This window comes from Paenibacillus rhizophilus (assembly GCF_003854965.1).
GTDB lineage: Bacteria > Bacillota > Bacilli > Paenibacillales > Paenibacillaceae > Paenibacillus_AQ > Paenibacillus_AQ rhizophilus.
This window is the reverse complement of sequence record NZ_RQPI01000001.1, coordinates 26,977-47,122: the sequence shown is the minus strand read 5'-3', so window position 1 is coordinate 47,122 and position 20,146 is coordinate 26,977. Positions and strand designations below refer to the sequence as shown.

General features: G+C 51.8%; 21 protein-coding genes, 2 pseudogenes and 1 riboswitch. Of the genes and pseudogenes, 1 reads left to right on the top strand and 22 read right to left on the bottom strand.

From position 1 onward, the window contains the following. Positions 1-107: 107 nt before the first annotated feature. The 11 genes and pseudogenes from EH198_RS00220 to EH198_RS00175 all read right to left on the bottom strand — a co-directional run bounded on the left by EH198_RS00220 (position 108) and on the right by EH198_RS00175 (position 7,748). Positions 108-866 carry a pseudouridine synthase gene (locus tag EH198_RS00220; RefSeq protein ID WP_124693551.1) on the bottom strand — a complete coding sequence of 253 codons (759 nt, stop codon included), beginning with the start codon at positions 864-866 and terminating at the stop codon, positions 108-110. A gap of 20 nt (positions 867-886) precedes the next feature. Beyond that, positions 887-1,231 carry a peptidoglycan recognition protein family protein gene (locus EH198_RS00215; RefSeq protein WP_124693550.1) on the bottom strand — a complete coding sequence of 115 codons (345 nt, stop codon included), beginning with the start codon at positions 1,229-1,231 and terminating at the stop codon, positions 887-889. A 344-nt stretch (positions 1,232-1,575) separates the two neighbouring features. After that, complete coding sequence (locus EH198_RS00210; protein WP_185702754.1) at positions 1,576-2,100, bottom strand: spore maturation protein; 525 nt, start codon at positions 2,098-2,100, stop codon at positions 1,576-1,578. Between the two features lie 15 nt (positions 2,101-2,115). After that, complete coding sequence (locus EH198_RS00205; RefSeq protein WP_124693548.1) at positions 2,116-2,790, bottom strand: nucleoside recognition domain-containing protein; 675 nt, start codon at positions 2,788-2,790, stop codon at positions 2,116-2,118. After that, complete coding sequence (locus tag EH198_RS00200; protein ID WP_124693547.1) at positions 2,783-3,991, bottom strand: D-alanyl-D-alanine carboxypeptidase family protein; 1,209 nt, start codon at positions 3,989-3,991, stop codon at positions 2,783-2,785. Before EH198_RS00200 ends, EH198_RS00205 begins: the two co-directional genes overlap by 8 nt. A gap of 279 nt (positions 3,992-4,270) precedes the next feature. Further along, positions 4,271-4,759, bottom strand: coding sequence for a GerW family sporulation protein (gene ytfJ / locus EH198_RS00195; RefSeq protein WP_124693546.1), 489 nt, complete (start codon positions 4,757-4,759; stop codon positions 4,271-4,273). A gap of 91 nt (positions 4,760-4,850) precedes the next feature. Continuing rightward, positions 4,851-5,564 carry a DUF2953 domain-containing protein gene (locus tag EH198_RS00190; RefSeq protein WP_124693545.1) on the bottom strand — a complete coding sequence of 238 codons (714 nt, stop codon included), beginning with the start codon at positions 5,562-5,564 and terminating at the stop codon, positions 4,851-4,853. A gap of 111 nt (positions 5,565-5,675) precedes the next feature. Further along, positions 5,676-6,401, bottom strand: a complete 726-nt coding sequence (locus EH198_RS00185) for a RibD family protein (RefSeq protein WP_124693544.1) — start codon at positions 6,399-6,401, stop codon at positions 5,676-5,678. A 144-nt stretch (positions 6,402-6,545) separates the two neighbouring features. Further along, entirely contained in the window at positions 6,546-6,845 is a 300-nt protein-coding gene (locus tag EH198_RS00180) for an SDR family NAD(P)-dependent oxidoreductase (RefSeq protein WP_281277975.1), read from the bottom strand. After that, complete coding sequence (locus tag EH198_RS25260) at positions 6,842-6,943, bottom strand: hypothetical protein (RefSeq protein ID WP_281277991.1); 102 nt, start codon at positions 6,941-6,943, stop codon at positions 6,842-6,844. The genes EH198_RS00180 and EH198_RS25260 overlap by 4 nt, the downstream gene beginning before the upstream one ends. Before the next feature lie 108 nt (positions 6,944-7,051). Further along, a pseudogene (locus EH198_RS00175) lies at positions 7,052-7,748 on the bottom strand (SDR family oxidoreductase). A 369-nt stretch (positions 7,749-8,117) separates the two neighbouring features. On the opposite strand from EH198_RS00175, the gene EH198_RS00170 reads away from it, so the two are divergent. Next, positions 8,118-8,672: a TetR/AcrR family transcriptional regulator gene (locus EH198_RS00170; protein ID WP_124693543.1), complete on the top strand. Its 555-nt coding sequence runs from the start codon at positions 8,118-8,120 to the stop codon at positions 8,670-8,672. 76 nt (positions 8,673-8,748) lie between these two features. On the opposite strand, the pseudogene EH198_RS00165 reads toward EH198_RS00170, so the two are convergent. From EH198_RS00165 to EH198_RS00115, 11 genes and pseudogenes are all read right to left on the bottom strand, one after another. Further along, positions 8,749-9,422, bottom strand: a pseudogene (locus tag EH198_RS00165) (MFS transporter); the annotation flags it as partial. Positions 9,423-9,536: 114 nt separating this feature from the next. Then, entirely contained in the window at positions 9,537-10,019 is a 483-nt protein-coding gene (locus EH198_RS00160; protein ID WP_124693542.1) for a DinB family protein, read from the bottom strand. 91 nt (positions 10,020-10,110) lie between these two features. Further along, positions 10,111-10,716 (bottom strand): SMC-Scp complex subunit ScpB, encoded by a 606-nt coding sequence (scpB, locus tag EH198_RS00155; RefSeq protein WP_124693541.1) that lies wholly within the window; start codon positions 10,714-10,716, stop codon positions 10,111-10,113. Further along, complete coding sequence (locus EH198_RS00150; RefSeq protein ID WP_124693540.1) at positions 10,685-11,476, bottom strand: segregation and condensation protein A; 792 nt, start codon at positions 11,474-11,476, stop codon at positions 10,685-10,687. Before EH198_RS00150 ends, scpB begins: the two co-directional genes overlap by 32 nt. A gap of 286 nt (positions 11,477-11,762) precedes the next feature. Continuing rightward, positions 11,763-12,227: a 6,7-dimethyl-8-ribityllumazine synthase gene (ribH, locus tag EH198_RS00145; protein ID WP_124694479.1), complete on the bottom strand. Its 465-nt coding sequence runs from the start codon at positions 12,225-12,227 to the stop codon at positions 11,763-11,765. 68 nt (positions 12,228-12,295) lie between these two features. After that, positions 12,296-13,549 (bottom strand): bifunctional 3,4-dihydroxy-2-butanone-4-phosphate synthase/GTP cyclohydrolase II, encoded by a 1,254-nt coding sequence (locus tag EH198_RS00140; protein ID WP_124693539.1) that lies wholly within the window; start codon positions 13,547-13,549, stop codon positions 12,296-12,298. 35 nt (positions 13,550-13,584) lie between these two features. Beyond that, entirely contained in the window at positions 13,585-14,262 is a 678-nt protein-coding gene (locus EH198_RS00135; RefSeq protein ID WP_124693538.1) for a riboflavin synthase, read from the bottom strand. 18 nt (positions 14,263-14,280) lie between these two features. Further along, entirely contained in the window at positions 14,281-15,384 is a 1,104-nt protein-coding gene (gene ribD, locus EH198_RS00130; protein ID WP_124693537.1) for a bifunctional diaminohydroxyphosphoribosylaminopyrimidine deaminase/5-amino-6-(5-phosphoribosylamino)uracil reductase RibD, read from the bottom strand. Positions 15,385-15,599: 215 nt separating this feature from the next. Further along, positions 15,600-15,767, bottom strand: a riboswitch (FMN riboswitch). Between the two features lie 153 nt (positions 15,768-15,920). After that, entirely contained in the window at positions 15,921-16,811 is an 891-nt protein-coding gene (locus tag EH198_RS00125; RefSeq protein WP_124693536.1) for an AraC family transcriptional regulator, read from the bottom strand. Between the two features lie 207 nt (positions 16,812-17,018). Next, positions 17,019-18,371, bottom strand: coding sequence for a TldD/PmbA family protein (locus EH198_RS00120; protein WP_124693535.1), 1,353 nt, complete (start codon positions 18,369-18,371; stop codon positions 17,019-17,021). Between the two features lie 4 nt (positions 18,372-18,375). Next, a complete protein-coding gene (locus EH198_RS00115; RefSeq protein WP_124693534.1) occupies positions 18,376-19,767 on the bottom strand; it encodes a TldD/PmbA family protein in 1,392 nt (463 codons plus the stop codon). Positions 19,768-20,146 lie beyond the last annotated feature (379 nt).

The following is a 20,146-nucleotide window of genomic DNA, read 5'->3' as shown; positions in this document are numbered from 1 at the left end:
CTTCTGTGATACAGTTCATATCGTTAACGAGAAGTGTGAACATCCTATGAACATTATAACGAATACGGTCACATTTTTCCGTGGGGTCTTGGCGGCACTTGTGAACATTATGTGTCTCTGCGCGTGTTATTTCCTTTGGCCAGTCCGGCCATGGCAAGCTGCTTTAACCCGTTGATCTCATCCTTGGTCAGATGACGGTACGAACCGCGCTTCAGATTTTGCAGCAGGATATCGCCAAACGAAATCCGCTTTAGCCGGATGACGGGATGGGAAATCGCTTCGAACATGCGCCGGACCTGGCGGTTGCGGCCCTCGTGGATCGTGATGCTGATAACCGACTCCTTGCTGTCCTCGTCAATATCCTTGTATTCCACCTCGGCGGGAGCGGTCATGCCGTCCTCCAGCTTGATGCCGGCCTTCAGCTTGTCCAGCGCCGTTCCGTGGGGAATGCCTTTGACCGTAGCCAGATACGTCTTGGGTACGTGATGCTTCGGATGGGTCAGGAGATTGGCAAATTCCCCGTCGTTGGTCAACAGGAGCAGACCTTCCGTGTCGTAATCGAGCCTTCCGATCGGATACACGCGCTCTTTGATGCCCTTCATGTAATCCGTTACGATTTTGCGGCCCTTCGGATCGGAAGCGCTTGTAATAACGCCCTTCGGCTTATTAAACATAATATAGACTTTATTCTCGCCCGAGATCGGTCTGCCCGACACCTTAATAATATCGGTATTCGGATCGGCCTTCGTTCCGAGCGTCGTAACGACCTCGCCGTTCACTTCCACTTTGCCGGCCAGGATCAGCTCTTCGCATTTGCGTCTTGACGCCACACCCGCCTGTGCCAGTATTTTCTGTAATCTTTCCATTGTCGATTGGTCACCTCAGACTAATGATAACCATCGCCGGGATAAAGCACAAGTTCATTCCATGGAAAATAGGAACCGGGACAGAAATCGTTATGGGGCTTAACAATCAGCGGGGTGATGCCGTACAAAGCTGCCAGGTCCAGGATCAGCTTGCAGGCGCCAAAGGTCTGCTGCTTGCTCTCGGCGGGCGCCGCGGTTGCCGAAGGAAGTCCGAAGTCTCCCTCCAGACAGAGGTGAATATAGTCTGGATCTGTCAGAAGCGGGGCCGCATGGACTGTTCCCGAGGCGTCGATCCAGAAATCGAAGCCTTTGCCGTTGATGGACGGACAGGCGGAAGTATGAATGATGAACCCTTTATAAGGCACGCCGCGTCGCCTCCCTTTTTCATTGCTTCAATAACATATGAAAAAAGCGGAGCCGGCGTTACGCCTTCGCCCGAAAAGCCGAAAGCCGCCCGTTTAACGGCGGCTTAGAGATGGCGGGGGCAAGGGACCGGCACGGTTAGCGGCAGGTTCCTGCAAAAACCACCCATTGACCCAATAACTAATTGCTTCTGTTCAGTCTGTGTCCGAGGTACGGTGGCTGGCGTTTTTCCTGCAAACCCGTAAACACAGGAATCCCCACATCCCACTAGCCAGCCTTCCCCCAGCCTAGCCCCCCTCAATCAACCCCCTCAACCACCGACCAATCCCGGCATTCGGACTTGGCGTCAGCCGAATACCAGCAGGCAGACCGCGATCGCCGCCGCGAAGCCGACAAGGTCCGAGAAGAGCCCTACCTTAAGTGCATACCGCCCGTTGCGGATTCCGACGGCGCCGAAATAGACAGTCAGTACGTACAGTGTTGTGTCCGTGCTGCCCTGGATCGTGGAGGCGATCCGCCCAATGAGCGAATCGGGGCCGTGCACTCGAATCAGCTCGGTAGTGTAAGCGAGCGACCCTGTGCCGGTCAGGGGTCGCAGCAGTCCGAGCGGCAGCACCTCCGCCGGAACTCCAAGACCGCGCAGCAGCGGCGAGATGAATCCCATCAGGTAGTCAAGCGCTCCTGAAGCGCGGAACACGCTGATCGCCACCATCATGCCGACCAGATGGGGAATGATTGCTATCGCCGTGCCGAAGCCCTCCTTGGCTCCGTCTACGAACGACTCGTAGACGGGAACCTTGCGGGCATAGGCATATAAGGGAATAAAAGCGATCATGACGGGAATGGCCCAGGTTGATATTAGGCTGATCATCTGGTACAAGGGCGGTCACCCTTTCGCTTGGGAATGCGCCACCGGGGGCGGAGAAGCCGTTCCTCCCCCGGTGCGGGAACGGCGGGCCGCCGGCGGCCCCGGCGGCCTTCGCAGCAAATGCAGCCGGCGGCACAGCCGGTCTGCGAAGACGGCGGCGAGTGTCGCGACCAGCGTCGCCGCCAGCGTCGTGCCGACGATGCCCGCCGGATCGGCGGAGCCGTAGTTCAGGCGGATCGCGATCAGCGTCGCCGGAATGAGCGTGATGCTGGCGGTGTTCAGCGCCAGCAGAGTGCACATCGCGGGAGTCGCCGTATCCTTGTCCGGGTTCAGCGTCTGCAATTCCTGCATCGCCTTGATGCCCATCGGCGTCGCCGCATTGCCCAGGCCGAGCAGATTGGCGCTCATATTGGACAGAATATAGCCGATCGCCGGATGCCCTTTCGGCACATCCGGGAACAGAAAGCGGACGACCGGTCCAAGCACCCTGGCGATCGTTCGCAGCAGCCCGGCATCCTCGGCAATCTTCATGATGCCCAGCCAGAACACCAGAACGCTGATCAGCCCGAAGCTGACCGTCACCCCGTTCTTCGCGCCGTCGAACACGGCTCCGGTGAAGGCGTCCATCCGGCCGTTCACCGCGGCAAACACAAAACCGATGAGGATCATGCCGAGCCATATCCCGTTAATCATGGGAGACTCCTCCTTCCGTACCGAGTCGGAACAGGGCGCGAAGCGCGCTGCCCGCCGCTTGAAGCCATGTGTCAGCCGGGTGGGCCGATGTTGAAGCATACTTGTCGGCGTAAGGAGTCGCGGCAGGCGGCAGACGTTCCGGTTCATAGACCGGCACCCGTCCGATCGGAACGCCGCCCAGCTTCAGCACGAGCGCCCCCCGGAGTCCGAAGTCCTTATCGGCGCCTTCTCTGGTCTCCTGCTTCCCGTTAAGAACCAGCTCCGTGACGACCCGCTCTTGTTCTCCCGGGCTAAACGGATATGAGAAATTCAATCCCGCCACCAGTTCATAGCCCTGAAGCTTCTCTCCCCGCTCGATCATCATTTTAAGCGGAAACCGGTTAAAGCCGAAATCCAGGAGCGCGGAGTGATCGTTCCAGTCGTTGCCGTCATTTAGAGTCACGGCGACCAGCTGCTGGCCGTCCCGGGTCGCGGAGCTGACAAGGCAGCGCAGGGCTTTTTTCGTATAGCCGGTCTTCACCCCGTCCCCTCCCTCATAGAGGCGCAGCATTTTATTTTTGTTGCTCCATTTGTAGTCCCATTCCTCGTACGGATTGTCCGCCGTCTTCACCTGCGTCTTCACGATTTCCTTGAATACGGGATTATGCATAGCATAGGCCGTCAGCACGGCCAAGTCATTCGCGCTGGAGTAATGCCCTTCGGCGTCAAGCCCGTGGGGATTGGCAAAATGGGTATTTTTAAGGCCCAGTATCTCCGCTTTGGCGTTCATCAGGTGAACAAAGCCTTCCTCCGAACCGCCGACATGCTCCGCGATGGCCGTCGCCGCATCGTTGCCCGAACGCAGCATCAAACCATACAGCATGTTCTCAAGCGTCATCTCCTCGCCCAGCCTGAGAAACAGAGATGACCCTTCTTTGGCAAAAGCTTTCTTTCCGACCTTGACCTTGCTGTTCAAATCGCCGTATTCAATAGCCACGATTGCGGTCATGATCTTGGTCAGGCTCGCGATCAGCATCGGCTCGTCGCCGTGGCTGCTGTACAAAATCCGCCCGGACTCCACATCAATCAGCGCGGCCGCCTTGGCATGGGTAGATACGCTCCCTTGATCCGGTTCAGCCGCCGCAATCGGAGTGAAGAGGAGGAGCAGGCTGCAGCAGACCAGGGCTAGAGAAGATCTGAAATTTACTCTTTTCATGTTCATCCTCCGGCTTCCTATCGGCATTTTGTACAAGTGTATGCGGGCGACCGGAACGGTATGTCCCAAAGGCGCCCTGCCGCAAAAAATAGCCCCGCTAAGCGGAGCCTCGTCGTTGCAACAGCTTCCTTAGAAGGATACTGAAATCGTATAAATTCTTCTCCTGACAAAAAAGGGATATCGCAGCTAAGCGACATCCCTATTTGCGCGGCGAAGCCGCACCTGTCTTGTAATCCATTCGTCATCCCCGGAGATCCCGCACAAAGCGAGCCTTATGCAGGGCGGCTACACCGGGGTAGACGGGGTAAAAGTAACGTCGCTAACTGGAACGGGAGGCGGAGCAGGCGTATACTGCTGTCCGGTAGCGTTTCCGCCTTGGGTCTGGAACATCGACTGGATTTTGTCGATCAGGCCTGGAGTAGCGTCGATAATTTTCTCGAAAATATGAGTTTGATTGTCCAGCGGGACGATATGCACACCCTCCCTGCCGACTACGAGAAATGCGATCGGCCGAATGGAAACCCCGCCCCCGCTGCCGCCTCCGAACGGAAGCAGCTTCACGCCGCCGTTCTGTCCTGTCACAGGCTTATCGTCGTCTTCCGCCTGAAAGTCACTGCCGCCGGCGGCAAATCCGAACGCGACTTTGCTGATCGGCAGTATGACGCTGCCATCCTTCGTCTCAACCGGCTCGCCGACGATGGTGTTAACGTCGATCATGCCTTTGATGTTTTCCATCGCGGTCTGCATCAGACCTTGAATGGGGTGGTCACTCATATTGTTATCCTCCTTCGGCTTCTAGGGAATTGATTTCCTTCACGTCGTATATATTCCCCCGAAAGAAGTGTTACTATGTAACCCGCCGAAGTCATGCGACGCTTTTTTCGCGCCGGCGGGACCGCATCTCGCGGACGATCTCTTTCCACTGCTTGATCCCTTCATCGGCCTGCATAGCCCGGACCAGCAGCCTGAATCCCGCATACAGCGCGTAGCCCGCCGATATTCTCCCCTTGCAATCGACCTCAGTGGAGAATTTCACGGTGTCTTCAAATACCGGAACCACAAACAGACGGGGACTGCGCATCAGCTTCACCCACTGTGAGGTCCAGCCGATGACCGTCCATTTCAATCCCCAGAGCGCCCCGGCCGCCGTGGCCGTTCCCGCCGCATCGCCGAGGGAGAAATTGGTGGACCAGTCCAGCTTCGTAATCTGCACATGGGACAGCGTGTCGGCGGTCCAGCGTTTCAGTCCGCGCGTGGCCCTCAGTGCTTTTTTTCCGAATTCAAACCATTCCGAGACATCCTCCTTGTCGATATTCGCTTCCCCCTCCTTCGCCGACTTGACCGGAGCGATTCCGGTCTCTTCCAGCTTGACATGCAGCCCGCGCTTGAGTCCCTCGAATACGAGCGCCGGAAGCGTGTAATGATACTTGACAAGTCCGAAAAGGGCGGTGATATCAAGCACGATCCGGTCATCATGCCCTCTTCTGTTCAGACTGAAATGAAAAAAAATGCGGGAAGAGAGCAGCAGTATCGCGGCCGCGAGCAGCAGCCAGGCGCCAATCAACAGCCATAGCTTCACGTGTTAACCTCCAAGCATCCTTGTGTTAGAACTCCTTGGATTAGTATGGCAATTCTTTACTGGAAAAATTCGCATGGCGGCAAATTCGTCTATTCTTTTGTTAAATGAAGGTTAGTCACGTTTTGTTACATACTTCAACCATAGCCCACCATCGTCCAGTTTTTCGACTTCTTTTAAGAAGAAATTTACTGGATGCTGATTTGTTAGAAAAGAGCTCGTTTCAAATAGTGTCACAGAGTTAGATGCACCATCTGCAATTGGGACTAAAACCAGGCTCAATTCATCAATTAATCCTTCATTCAAAAAGGAGCCATTCAAAAAGCCCCCACCTTCTAGCATTAATTCATCGATTGAAAATAGATTTTTTAGCTTTTCCACTACGACAGTAAAATTCAATCGGTCTTTTCCGCCGAAAATATAAGAAATACCCAGATTTTTTAAATAAGCCAGGTAAGCATCAGAAACTTGCTCTGTAAGGACTTCTACTATGTGATCCTCCGTCCTATTCTCATTCCATGGTGCAATTGAATTTTCTGTCCATCCTAATTTCCCAGAGGGATCTACTGCTACGGCATAACTTTCAGCATCTTTATTTGCGACGTAATCCGTTCTAGGGATCGTCGAAATGTGATCTTGTTTTAAATCTAATTTATGTCCGAAAGTAAAGTCTTTCTCCATGGTAACCCTGCCACACATCCATGCTTTACATCCGTAACGGTTATGGATTGTTTCGTATTCGTCTGAAAAGTAAGCTGCTCGTTCCGTTTTCAAATAATCTCCAATGATTTTCCCATCCAATGAAGTTAGCATGTGGCAGATAATATATGGTCTTTCCAATGTTATTCCCCCTTTAAACCATAAAATTCTGCTCTAAATTATGCATCCTCGTAAGCGGGGAGGTCGACAGGTCACGATAGGCGTTGATCTGTTGTTGAAGTCTAGTGACCTTCTGTTCCGCACCAGCAATCGCATCTGCACCAGCTATCCAGCGAAACGGTGGTTACGCTCGGCGTAGTCATCGATAGATCGCTCAGCCCAGTAGGTTGATTCCGGCTCCAAAAGTTCTTTACGGAAGAAACCTGGTTCGACGATGGTCGTTATAATGCCGTATGGAGCGACATCATAACGTAACGACTCCATCCAACCCTCAAGACCGAACTTCGAAGCAGCGTAAGCGGCATTGAACTCAAATCCAGCCAATCCCGCAAGTGAAGAAATTGAAATAATGTGACCAGAACGAGCGTTACGCATCACAGGCAACACGGCACGGGTGACGTTCATCGGGCCATAGAAGTGGTGGTGATTTGACGGTCAATCTGCTCTGGGGTCAGTTCCTCGTAGAAGCCACCATAGAAGTTACCTGCGTTGTTGACCAACACATCAATGTGGCCAAATCGGTCAACAGCCAACTTGACGGCAGCCTCGGCATCCGTTAGTTAGTAATTTTTATTTTTCTTTAGAAAAGATTTCCTTGTTCGTAACATCTATTAAAGAGCTTGTTTCGTTGGACGAATCAAAATTTCGCTTACCGAAACAGTTTCAGGCGTGCTAATGGCATAAGCTACTGCATCTGCCACATCCTCTGACTTTATTCCGAAACCTTCTGTACGTGCATTTTTCCTCGACATTTCTTGTGTTTCTGGATCATTTATAGTGTTATATAACTCCGTATCCACTGCTCCTGGAGAGATAATGGTGCTACGAATATTATTTTCCCGTTCTTCTTGACGTAGCCCTTCCATGATCGCACGAACAGCAAATTTTGTCCCAGAGTACACAGCTGAACCAGGCCATACAGCATGCCCAGCTACGGAGTCAGTCGCAATAATTTGACCCGATTGTTGTTTTTTCATGATGTCTAACATTTGTCGCCATTCATCAAAGCGTGTTTCTGAAAGTGGAGCAAGTGGCATGACTCCGGCGTTGTTGTAGAGTACATCGACACGACCATATTTTTCGACCGCCAAATCTACAACGGCTTGAACTTCGTCTTTATTTGTTACATCTGCAACAGCATATGAAATATCAGCAATTGGTAATGATTCAACAAGAGCTTTCAAGCGATCTCACGACGAGCCGCAATAACTAATTTCGCTCCTTCTTGTGCAAGTTCTTGGTCGTTGCTTCACCAATTCCACTAGATGCACCCATAATAACAACAACTTTATCTTGAACTTTTGACATAGTTAATAACACTCTTTCTTTATGGTTTAGTAGTCAATCTTTTGAAACTATAGTGGTGGACATTGACTTCGCCCAGCAAAGAAAAACATCATTGATTGTTTAACCAACATCTGTTTATAATTATAAATAGAAACAGGATGCTTACAATCGTTAAATGAACGTTATTTGTTGTTTACTCAACAAATCAATAAAAATTGTCGATTATTTTCAAAGCGTTTTTGTCTACAGTTTCTATTACCGATAGGATTTCCCCTTTTTTACAGTCCATATCCCTTCCTTCGGTAGTAGCTAATTTAAAGGAATGTGTTGTTTATCCAGCAAAGGAATGAAAATTGTTGATAATATTTAGGAAAGTATGGTGATGAAACAATGCAGAAAGTAGATAGAAGAGTACTCAAAACTCAGGAAGCGATAAAAAAAGCATTTCTTGAACTTATGAATGAAAAAAAATTCGATGAAATTACCATACAGGATATTTCTGACAGGGCAAATGTGAACCGAAGTACGGTCTATCTCCATTACCTGGATAAATTTGATCTATTAGATAAGCTGATAGAAGAACATATAAACAAGCTTAAGGAAACAAGTGAATGGGCATGTCAAGTGGAATGGGTAGAGGCTATCCAGATCTTATTCGAATACTTTGAGAATCACGCTCTATTCTTTTCAACCATGTTAGCCAGTAAAGAAGCAGCCCCTTCTTTTCGTAGTAAGTTTCTAGATTATGTTATCGAAGGGTTCAAGGACGAGTTGCACAAAACAAATGGAAATGGAAAAAATGAAGGTCTAAATGAAGATGTTATTGTTAAATTCGTCGCAAATGCTTACGTTGGGGTTTTGGAATCATGGTTAAAGGATGGAATGCCTTCTCCGCCTCAGTCAATAGCAAAAGAATTGGGGATTTTACTTGAGAGGATTCTATAGTATTTCTTAAAATAATTAATTCAAATAAAAAGGCCAGGCAGCGAGCATACCTGGTCTTTTTTGATACATGAATTTATTACCTAGAAGGTTGTTGTATAGGAGTAGACATGTAGTTTCTAAGTATAGTTACCAAACTTAATAACAATGATAGAATTCCCACCAATACGACGTATTGTGTACCCATCTCTGATATAAATAACCCGCCTACGCACCAAATGTTGTTCCTAAGTTACAGGATGTTAAAAATAATCCATTAGCAAAATCAGGGGCTTCTGGGGCTGCGGACATCATCCAATATTCATTGATATTCGCCCCTATACCAGCTAATATACCCCAGATTAAAGTAATGATAGCCATTGGTACGCTAAACTGTCTAAATAAGAATAATATGATGTAAACAGCTCCCAATACAAAAGGAAATGATACGGCAGTTTTGATGGAATTATTAGTAAGTAATTTTCCAGCCGCAATGGAAAGCCATGTAATTGACTTTTTTAATACGCTTAATTGAGCTCCGTAAGAAAGTCTTTCCTTAACAGGTATCGATGGTACAAATAGTAATGTAACAATGAATACAATTGCATTAACAATAGGAAAGAATGCCATCGCCATTTCTAACGACACAGTATTAGCAATAAAACTTACGATTGGTACGCCGACTACCATACCCGCAGATACTCCAATAAAAACTTTAGAAACAGCTTTTGGAGCTTCCTCCTTGCTAACTGAGGCAGCCGCTACTGTAAAAGCCAATGGCGTTAAAGAAACGTCAGTTATTAGAATTAATTGTTGTTCTTCGTTTTTGAATTAACATTATTGTTATTAATCTAGGATTCATAGGCGGCATTCTTGGCGATACCCCTATCACTCTTCCGGCTTAATGAGGCTCTTCCCAATAAAGTTAGCGGATACCGGCCGCTTGCCGATTTCTCTGGCCCAAACCGAAAGCTGACCGAGATGGTGGATTTGATGGGCAATCATATGGCGCATGACTTCACCCCAAGCGTCAACGGCTACACTGCCATCCGGCTGGGGATCGCGGAAAATTCGGGTCTCCATATTGTCATCCCAGGCGTAAACAAACGTCTCGACTTCCGGACGAAATTCCGCATCCAGCTTCCTCACCTTTTCCAGTGTCTTATAGCCCTCGAAATCCTCCTGGAAATCCGGTTTGCCCTGCAAAGAACGAATCCAGCTCCATTCCACATCGACAATATGAAAAAGAGTGCGTAATATGCTTCCGACGCCGCCAGTCCGTTCACAGAGCAGTTCCTCTTCCGTCAATTCCCCGCACCACTCATACCATTGTTCCCTCACCATCCAGTTATAGCTAAACCATGCTTCCACCTTGGACCCTCCCGTAAATGAGTTTTTCTCTCCAATGTAAAAAAATCATAGACCCGTTTCGTCTATGATTCTTCATCATCTGCAAAATATATTACGATGGTTCCATTTCATCGATCGTCAACTGGCGCGTATCGAGCTTGTCGAACAACAGCTGCGTTTCTTCCTCCAGATTGTCTCCGCCGTCCTGCGCCGAGGGCTCTGGCAGTTCTTTCAGGCTGGCCAGCCCGAAAGTCTCCAGAAAAGATTTTGTCGTTCCATAAAGAATCGGACGCCCAACGGCTTCCGCGCGGCCGACCTCCTGAATGAGATCCTTGTTGTTCAGCGTATGGATCGCCCTTTCCGATTTCACCCCGCGGATCTCCTCGATTTCCACCCGCGTAATCGGCTGCCTGTAAGCGACGATCGACAGCGTCTCCAGCGCAGCCTGCGACAGAGACGCACGGGAAGGCGAATAGGCCAGACGCTCGAAATAAGGCGCGTGCTCCGGCAGAGTCGCCAGCCGGTAATTGCCGGCAATCTGCACAACCTGAAGACCGCGGCCCTGTGAGGCCAGATCCTCGCGCAGTTCCTCCATAGCCCCTGCGACGAGTTCCGTCCGCTGCTCGGTAATTTCGGCGATTTGCCGCGCGGACAAACCGTCCTCTCCGGCCAGAAACAGCAGCCCCTCAATAATCGATTTCAGACGTTTGTAATCCATCGATGTCTTCCGCCCCTCTCCATTCCATCACGATGTCGTCAAACAATTTCTCCTGATAACAAAAGATCGCCTTCATCTTCATCAGCTCCAGTATGGCGAGAAAGGTCGCAACGATCTCATGCCTTGCCATGCTGTCGTCGAGCAGCGACGAGAAGCGCAGCCGGCCGCCTTTCCCGGTTCGCCGAAGCGCCGCGGAAACGTCGCGGATGCGGTCCTTGACGGAGATTTCGTCTCTGGTGATCCGCGCATAGGAGGAACGTCTGGCCGCCTTGCCAAGCGCCTTGCGAAATGCGGCGATCAGATCGGAAGCATGAAGCCCCTTCAGGGTATTGTCGACCTGGGAAGGCACAAAGGGAGCCAAATCGTCCGGTTCCTTCGTAAAAATCAGGCTTCGCTCGCTTTCCATATCCATCAGTTGGGTGGCGATGCTCTTGATTTTGCGGTATTCAATCAGACGCTGCACCAGCTCTGCCCGAGGATCGTAACCGTCGTCCTCGTAGTATTCGAAATCGTCGATCTCGATCACGGGCGGCTTGGGCAGCAGCATCTTGCTCTTGATGGAGAGCAAAGTTGCGGCCATTACCAGGAACTCGCTTGTGATTTCCAGTTCAAGCTCCTGCATGTTCCGCAAGTATTCCATGTACTGCTCGGTGATCTCGCTGACCGGAATGTCCTGGATGTCGATTTCCGCCTTGTCGATCAAATGCAGCAATAAATCCAGCGGGCCCTCAAACGTCTCCAGCTTGTACAATACAGTCACGAGGCACCTCCCGCCAACTAGAAACGTTCCTCCGCCTTTGAACGAACGGCAGCCGTTTCCCGTAAAATATAAGACAATAATGATAAGCAAACAGCTTATACATTTTATATTTCAAAAAAGTAAAGTGCAGCGCCTGAATCAGACGCTACACAAGTCGAAAACTTAAGATTAAATTCGGTTTCTTCGCATTCCTGCTGCCATGCAGACTCTTTCACTATTATTCTATCACAGATGCCGGACATTTGACATGTCAAAGACACGCTTTGTCCGCCGGTTCTGCCTACGGTTAGAATAATTTGGAAATATTGGCCATCTCAATAGCAGATACCGCCGCGTCCCAACCCTTGTTGCCCGCTTTTGTGCCGCCGCGCTCGATCGCCTGCTCGATGTTCTCCGTCGTCAGCACGCCGAAGATCGTCGGAACGCCGGTCTTGAGATTAATGGCGGCTACTCCTTTGGCTACCTCGTTGCAGACGTAATCGTAATGGGTCGTGGAGCCGCGGATGACGGTGCCCAGTGTAACGACCGCGTCATATTTGCCGCTTTCGGCCATCTTTTGCGCAATCAGAGGAATTTCGAACACTCCCGGTACCCAGGCTACGGAAATTTCTTCATCCTTGACGCCGTGACGCTTGAAAGCGTCCAGTGCGCCCGACAGCAGTTTGCTCGTAATAAATTCGTTAAAACGTCCTACTACAATCCCGTATTTCAAACCTTCCGAAACTAAATGTCCTTCAAAAATCTGCGGCATACTCATCAACAACCCTTTCAATAAATTAGTCGGTTTTCGTTAAAAATCGGCTTGCGAAATAAATTGGCTTACGCTTTCGTGCTTTCGTTCTGCTCAATGTCGTCGAACTTCAGCAGATGCCCGAGCTTCAACTGCTTGGTGTGCAAATAATTCGTATTGTCTTCGTTCTCCGGCATCTGGATCGGCACGCGCTCCACGACCTCAAGTCCGTAACCTTCCAACCCCTTGATCTTGCGCGGATTATTCGTCATCAGCTTGATCCGGCGAACGCCCAAATCCTTCAGGATTTGCGCTCCGATTCCGTAATCACGCAGATCCGCCGGGAAACCGAGCTCCAGATTCGCATCGACCGTGTCGAGACCTTGTTCCTGAAGCTTATACGCGCGCAGCTTGTTGATCAGGCCGATGCCCCGGCCCTCCTGGCGCATGTAGAGCAGAACGCCCTTTCCCGCGGCTTCGATCTGGCGGAGCGCCGCTTCGAACTGCGGGCCGCAGTCGCAGCGGTGGGAATGGAATACATCGCCGGTGAGGCATTCCGAATGCACGCGGACCAGCACCGGCTCGTCTCCGGAAATATCCCCTTTGACGAGAGCGACATGCTCTTTTTCATCCACTTCGTTCGTATAGGCAATCGTTTGGAACTCGCCGAAGTCGGTGGGCAGGCGGACCGAAACTTCACGGGTGACCAGCTTTTCCTTTTCATTCCGGTAATGGATCAGGTCTGCGATGCTGATGAGTTTCAGATCGTGCTTCTTCGCAATTTCATGCAGATCGGGCAGACGGGCCATCGTCCCGTCTTCTTTTACGACCTCACATATCACTGCGGCGGGATAGGCGCCGCACATCCGGGCCAGATCGACGGCGGCTTCCGTGTGGCCGCTTCTGCGCAGCACGCCGCCTTTTTTGGCGATCAGCGGGAACATATGGCCCGGTCTGCGGAAATCCGAAGGGCCGGCTTTCGGGTCCATAATCGCCTTGGCGGTCAGCGACCGCTCATAGGCCGAGATGCCGGTTGTCGTATCCTTATGATCGATCGAAACGGTGAACGCCGTGCCGTGAAAGTCGGTATTTTGACTAACCATCGGCTTCAAATCCAGCTCCGCCGCCCGCTCCGCCGTAATCGGCAGGCAGACAAGCCCGCGTCCTTCGGTAATCATGAAATTGATCACTTCCGGGGTCGCCCGTTCCGCTAAAGCGATAAAATCGCCTTCGTTCTCGCGGTCTTCATCATCGACAACAATAACGACCTTGCCGCGCATTAAATCGTAGATGGCTTCCTCAATCGGGTCCAAACGAATATCTTCGTTGTGCTGTTGACTCATTTTTTTGACCTCCTGGATTCAAGAAAATCACAATCTTATAAAAAACCGTTCGCCGCCAAAAATTCGCTGCTGATGCGGGAGCCTTCGGCCTCTTCCCCATCCTCGGCATTTTGCGGGGACGAGCCGTACCGGAGCAGATGATCCACGTACTTGCCCAGCACGTCGCATTCGAGATTGACACTGTCCCCGGCGCGCTTATAGGCAAGCACGGTTTCGCCGAGCGTATGGGGGATAATCGACACCGTGAACGACGAGGACGCCGTGCCCGCCACCGTCAGGCTGATGCCGTCTATCGTAATCGAGCCTTTCGGAATAATAAACTTGAACAGCGTCTTTCGGCCCGGCGATATCTCAAACACAACCGCGTTCTGATCGCGTTTTACACTTTTGATAGTTCCGATACCGTCGACATGGCCCTGCACGATGTGTCCCCCGAATCGTCCGCCGGCCGCCATGGCCCGCTCCAGATTGATTCGGCTGCCCGCCCGCAGCTCCTTAAGGGTGCTGTTGCGGTACGTCTGGGGCATGACATCGGCGGTAAAGCCGTGGTCGCTTAAGGAAGTCGCCGTGAGACAGACTCCGTTGACCGACACGCTGTCGCCGATTTTGAGATCGTCCATGATGACGGATGCGCCAATATTTAGGACCATTACTTCTCCACCGGACGAAACGCCGCGCAGCACGCCGATTTCTTCAATCAGTCCTGTAAACATCCTGCTTCCACCCTCCTTCTATACAAGCTCGGGAATGCCGCTGATGCACACATTATCTCCGAGAACTTCCACTTCCACACCCCGCAGCGTAACGGCATTCCTCATCAGCTCCACCCCGTCAAATGCAAACGCGGCCGGCGCCGCGGCGCCTCCTCCGACGATCTTCGGAGCGAAAAAGAGCACCACACGGTCCACAAGCCCCTGCTCCAGCATCGCCCCGTTCAGGATGCCGCCGCCTTCCAGCAGAATGGAGCCGATTTCCAGCTCGCCGAGCCTGGACATCGCGGCAGCCAGGTCGACACGCGGCCCCGCGCCGCAGCGCAGCACCTGTACCCCGGCCGCCGTCAGCGCTTCTTCCTTCGCGGCATCGGCGGTTTCCGCTGCAATAATGATCGTCGGCGCCTGCCCGTCGGTGACAACCGACGATTCAAGGGGTGTACGGAGGCCCGAATCGATGATGATCCGCACCGGATTGATACCCGGCACCTCGGTCCGGGTTGTCAGCGAGGGATTGTCGGCAATGATCGTACCAACACCGGCCATGATGCCCTGATGTCGATGCCTCAGCGTATGTACGATTCCCCGCGCCGACTCGTTGGAAATCCACTTGCTGTCTCCCGTACGCGTGGCAATTTTGCCGTCCAGCGTGCTGGCGCTTTTCAATGTGACAAAAGGCCGCTTCGTCAAAATGTATTTGACAAACTTTTCATTCAGCCGCAGGGCGCGTTCGCGCAGCAGCCCGACTTCCACTTCGATTCCCGCCTCCCGGAGCATCGCGATTCCGCGTCCGGCTACCTGTGGATTCGGGTCCTCGCAAGCGATAACGACCCTTGCCACGCCTTCGGCAATCAGCCGCTCGCTGCACGGAGGTGTCTTGCCGTAATGGCTGCACGGCTCCAGCGTTACATATGCGGTGCTTCCCGCCGCCTGCCCTGCAGCCATATTCAGCGCATGTACCTCGGCATGGCCCGTTCCCCGCTTTAGGTGGGTTCCCAGGCCGATCACTGCGCCGTCCTTAACGACGACGCACCCGACAACCGGATTAATCCCCGTCTGTCCTTGGGCCCGCTCGGCCATATCAAGCGCAAGCGACATGTAGAACTCGTCATTCATTACTTCCATGCCTAGCCTCCGATCTTCAACCGCCAGATGCTGATTTAATTAAAAAACCCATCCACTACTCCTTTAAGGAGCCGTGAATGGGCAGTTTGAGAGTGTGAATGCATCCGAAACCCATATACGGATAAATCACCGGACTAAAGGCCTTGTGAATTATCGCACATGTTATGCAGAGCCATTTCATCAGGTTTGCCACTTAACGACAAGGGCAAACGGCAACTCTCCTTCTTCCATCCAGACTATACTGTCGGTCCCGGAATCTCACCGGGTCCACCGTCCGCGCGGGAAGCGCGATCCGGGTAGCGGACTTGTCTTTCGCATGCCGCTGTCGCGTCATACGAATCATCACCGCCGGTAGGGAATTTCACCCTGCCCTGAAGGATTGTCATATTTATTTGAGAACGTAATAAATACCAATGATTATGACGGTATCTTATCATTTTATCGGATTAAAATCAATCCTTATCAAATCACATATTTAAATTTACTTTATTATTGTAAGCCAAATCACCCAGAATTTCGCTGCACTCCCGAATCTTCTAATAAGATTGCATCCTTTGCTTTTTCATCACCGGTATCCATATTTCACTTTTAAATGTCGGCGAGGTCACATCTTTACTTTCATTCCACAGCATTTCCGGTCCTTCCACTTGCTCATAGTTGGCCGACGGAAACCATTCCGAATAAATGCGTCCCCAAATATTCTGCAGTGTACCGGGGAAAGGGCCTACGGCTTCGAATACCGCCCAAGTTAAGGCGGGAACTTCAAGCTTCGTCAAGCCGGCCGGGCACTCTTCTGTTGACGCTGCTCCAATATAGTGATCCAGCTCCCCTTTTTCTTCCATCCTGCCCTCGGAAAAGTTCACGGATGCGCTAAGCAGCCCCCTGGGTTCCACATTGGAAAGCCTTTTGAGCTGATGGATTGTTTCGCTGTCCAAGCTTTCCCACATCGCGGCAATCTCCGGGTTGACCCCGTCGAAGCGGATCGGGACTCTTTTCTTAATCCCCACTATGCGAAAGGCCTCTTTCTCTTCCATCCGATAGTTCATTTCTTTTCCCCCTTTAATGGTTAACTGGAAGGTCATCGGCGGATAGGATTTAAGCGAATGGCCGTTATTTCTCGCTTCCGATGGTGCAATGCCGTGCAGTTTCTGAAAAGCTCTTGCAAAAGCGTCCGGCGAGCTGTATCCGTATTTGACCGCAATATCTATGACCTTTACGCTGCTTCCTTGAAGCTCAAATGCCGCCAGAGTAAGACGCCTGCGCCGGATATATTCCGAAAGTGTGATGCCGGCAAGGAAGGAAAACATTCTTCTAAAATGAAAATCGGAGCAGCAAGCCGCCCTTGCCGCCTCCTTGAAGTCGATGTCGCCAGCGATATTTTCCTCGATATATCTCAACGCTCCATTCATACTTTTGAGCAAATCCATGGTTATGACCTCCTCTCATTAATAAATTAACTGAAAATGAACAGGTTTATCCGACATTTTGTGCCTGAATTTGCAGGCAAGACTGCCCGCAAGGTAAAGCCTTGTCTCCGCAAGCTTGTTCCAAAACCTTTCATCCTTATATTTTAAAAGGCAGACGGCGGAACTCCGCCATCTGCCTTGATTTTTGACGCGTCGTGCGGTGTGGAATCAAGCTCCCGACACGGACAATGAGCCGATTTTGAGCGTCGGAGAGGTGCAGCTGCCGACAAACCGCGGGTCATTTCCGATCGTCTCGATCCCGTTCAGCAGCTCGAAAAAGTTGCCGGATACCGTAATCTGGTTCACCGGTCTTACAATTTCTCCGTGCTCAATCAAATAGCCTATTGCCGCCAGGGAAAAGCTCCCCGAAGTCGCATTCGTCCCGGCATGCAGGCCCTGAAGCTCAACGATCAGAATTCCCCGCTCCGTGCCGCGGATGATTTCCGCAAGTGCGGCCGTTCCGGGTGCGATATACAGATTATGATGCGAAACTTCGACCATGCCTTTGTATCCGCCTTTTGCGGCGTTGGCCGTGTTTGCGGCTCCGGTCTTCCGGGCCGTTTTACGATTATGCAAAAAAGTAAGCAGTCTCCCGTCCTTGATCAGCTCATGGCGCGCGGTAGCACTCCCTTCCGCATCGAACGATTTGCTTGACGGAACGTTGTCCATCAGCGGGTCATCGATAATCGATACATTGCTCCCCGCCACTCGCTCGCCGAGCTTGCCCTTCAGCCGGGAAAATCCTTTGTCCACCGACTCTGCGGAGAACACTGAAGTGAAGCTTGACAGCAAAGAGGTCGCGGCGTCATTCCGGAAAATGACCGGATAATTGTCCGATTGTACCGTATTTGCGCCAAGCTTGGAAACGGCCTCCCGGACGCCTGTCAGCGCCACCGCTTCCAGATCGATATCGTCAAAGCTTCGAAGAGAGAAATCGAACCAGCCTCCGGTCACAGTCTCCTTCGCGTCCTTGGATTCTTTAGCCAGTACATAAATGCTCGCAGATGCGGAGCTGTGCTTTCTGTGGCAGTTCAGGCCTTTCGTATTGACGATCAGCACTTCACTTTCACTGACCGAGGCGGCGGAGCGTCTAACCATATCAATACGGTGGTCGGCTTCAAGAGCTATACGTTCCATCGCAAGGGCGGCTTCGATCAATCGGTCGGGGGAAGTCTTAATCAGAGAAGCCGAATAAGTATTCACGGAATGATAGCGCTCGGAACCGGCAAACAATTCTTCCGGCTCCTCGTTCTCCAGCACTTCAGCATTGCTTCCCGCTTCGTCAAGCAAATAGTCAATGGATTCATCATCCAGCCTCTCGGTGGATGAATAGCCCATTTTGCCCCCGATGAGGCCGCGGAACGACAGACCACCGCTCTCGACGATTTTATACGCATCAATTTCGCCTTTAAGCACCGATACCGAGATGGACCGGCTGTTCGCATAATAAATCTCCATTTCGGTGAATCCCGCTTTCCTGCCTTTGGCAAAAAGGGCTTCCTGAAACTCTTCGATATTCACCGCGCTACTCCCCCTTTCTTCCGCCTACGGTCATTTCCGATATCCGGATCGTGGGCTGTCCGCAGTTAACCGGCAGACTTCCGCTGACTGACCCGCACATGCCTTGTCCGTGTTCGAGATTGTTGCCGACCATGTCGATTTTGCTTAAGCAGTCGATTCCTTTGCCGATCAGGGTCGCACCCTTGACCGGTTCGGCGATTTTACCATTACGAATAATGTAGGCTTCTTGAACGGCAAAATTGAAATCGCTTGTCGCCGTATTGACCGATCCACCGCCCATGGACTTGGCATAAATGCCGTATTCGGTATTCGCGATAATCTCCTCCCGGGTCGATGTTCCGTTGCAGATGAACGTGTTGTTCATCCGTGACGCCGGAGCGAATTTGTACGATTGCCGGCGGCCGGAGCCAGTGGAAGGCATACCCATTCTGCGAGAGCCCATCCGGTCGATCAAGTAGCCCTTCAGTAAGCCGTTCTCGATCAGGACATTGCGCTGCGTCCTTGCGCCCTCGTCGTCGATATTCAGCGAGCCCCAAGCATTCGCAATCGTGCCGTCATCCACCGCGGTTACAAGCGGCGAAGCGACCCGCTCGCCGAGTTTGCCCGCGAACACCGACGATCCCGGAGCGACGGCCGTCGATTCCAGCCCATGGCCGCAGGCTTCATGGAACAAGACGCCGCCGAACCCGTTGTCGATAATGACGGGAAGCCTTCCGCTGGGCGCGAAGCCCGCCTTCACCATCGTGACGGCAATCCGGGAAGCCGTGCGGGCATGCTCTTCGATGTCCAGACCTTCGAGGAACTCGTGACCGGCATAGGCGCCCGGCCCGCTGAATCCGGATTGCTTCTGGTCGCCATCCTCCGCCACCGCGCTGATCCCCAGCCTCGTGTAGACCCGCGTATCCTGCACCAGCAAGCCTTCGGTATTTGCAATCAGCACATTTTGCAGTTGATTAGTCGCATGGATCTTCGTCTGGGCAATGCATGGATCAAATCCTGCCGCCGTACTGTGGGCGCGCCGCATTAGTTCGATTTTGCGCTTCTTCTGCGAGCTGTCCGGCATGATTTCGACGGAATGGCGATTATCGAAGTCCGTCCGCCGAAGATCCATTACCGCGCTCCCGGCTGCGCTGCCGCGGATCGCCGCAGCAGCCGAACGAGCCGTGGCGATCAGATTGTGCTCGCTGCTGTCGTTCGTGTACGCATAGACGGAAAAGTTCCCCTTCAGAATCCGAATGCCTACTCCGTAATCGCGGCCGGAGAGAGAGCTTTCCAAAACTCCGCCCACCATTTCCAGTCTTCCGCTAGTCTTGTCCTCGGCGAATATCTCCGCAAAATCACCGCCGGTCTCAAGCGCTGCGGTCAACACATTGACGATAAGCCGTTCCTGAAGCATACCATTCCTCCCCGCTATTCAATGATTATACCTTTCCTTACCAGTATAGCTTATTCAGGCCGTTGAATGCCTTGTTCGCTGCCGAGGAATGGCCATTCCTTATTAATAAATACGGCTCGGCTGGCATCCGGCTATACATTAATAGGAAAATCTCCCTCTTATTTTTCGGCAGAGGACTCTTTCGGTTAATTAGATGGAAAAACTCCTTCTTAATGCTTGCATAAGGCCAAATCCCAGCACATCCGCCCAATTTAGATGGAGCTTTTCCCTTTAGACTAGGCCGCAGCTCAGTTTTGAATCGAATTAGCTCCGCTTTTTCCATTTATTTGATCTACTCATTTCTTCCTTTAGCTTCTGATCACAGATACGGACGGCTAGG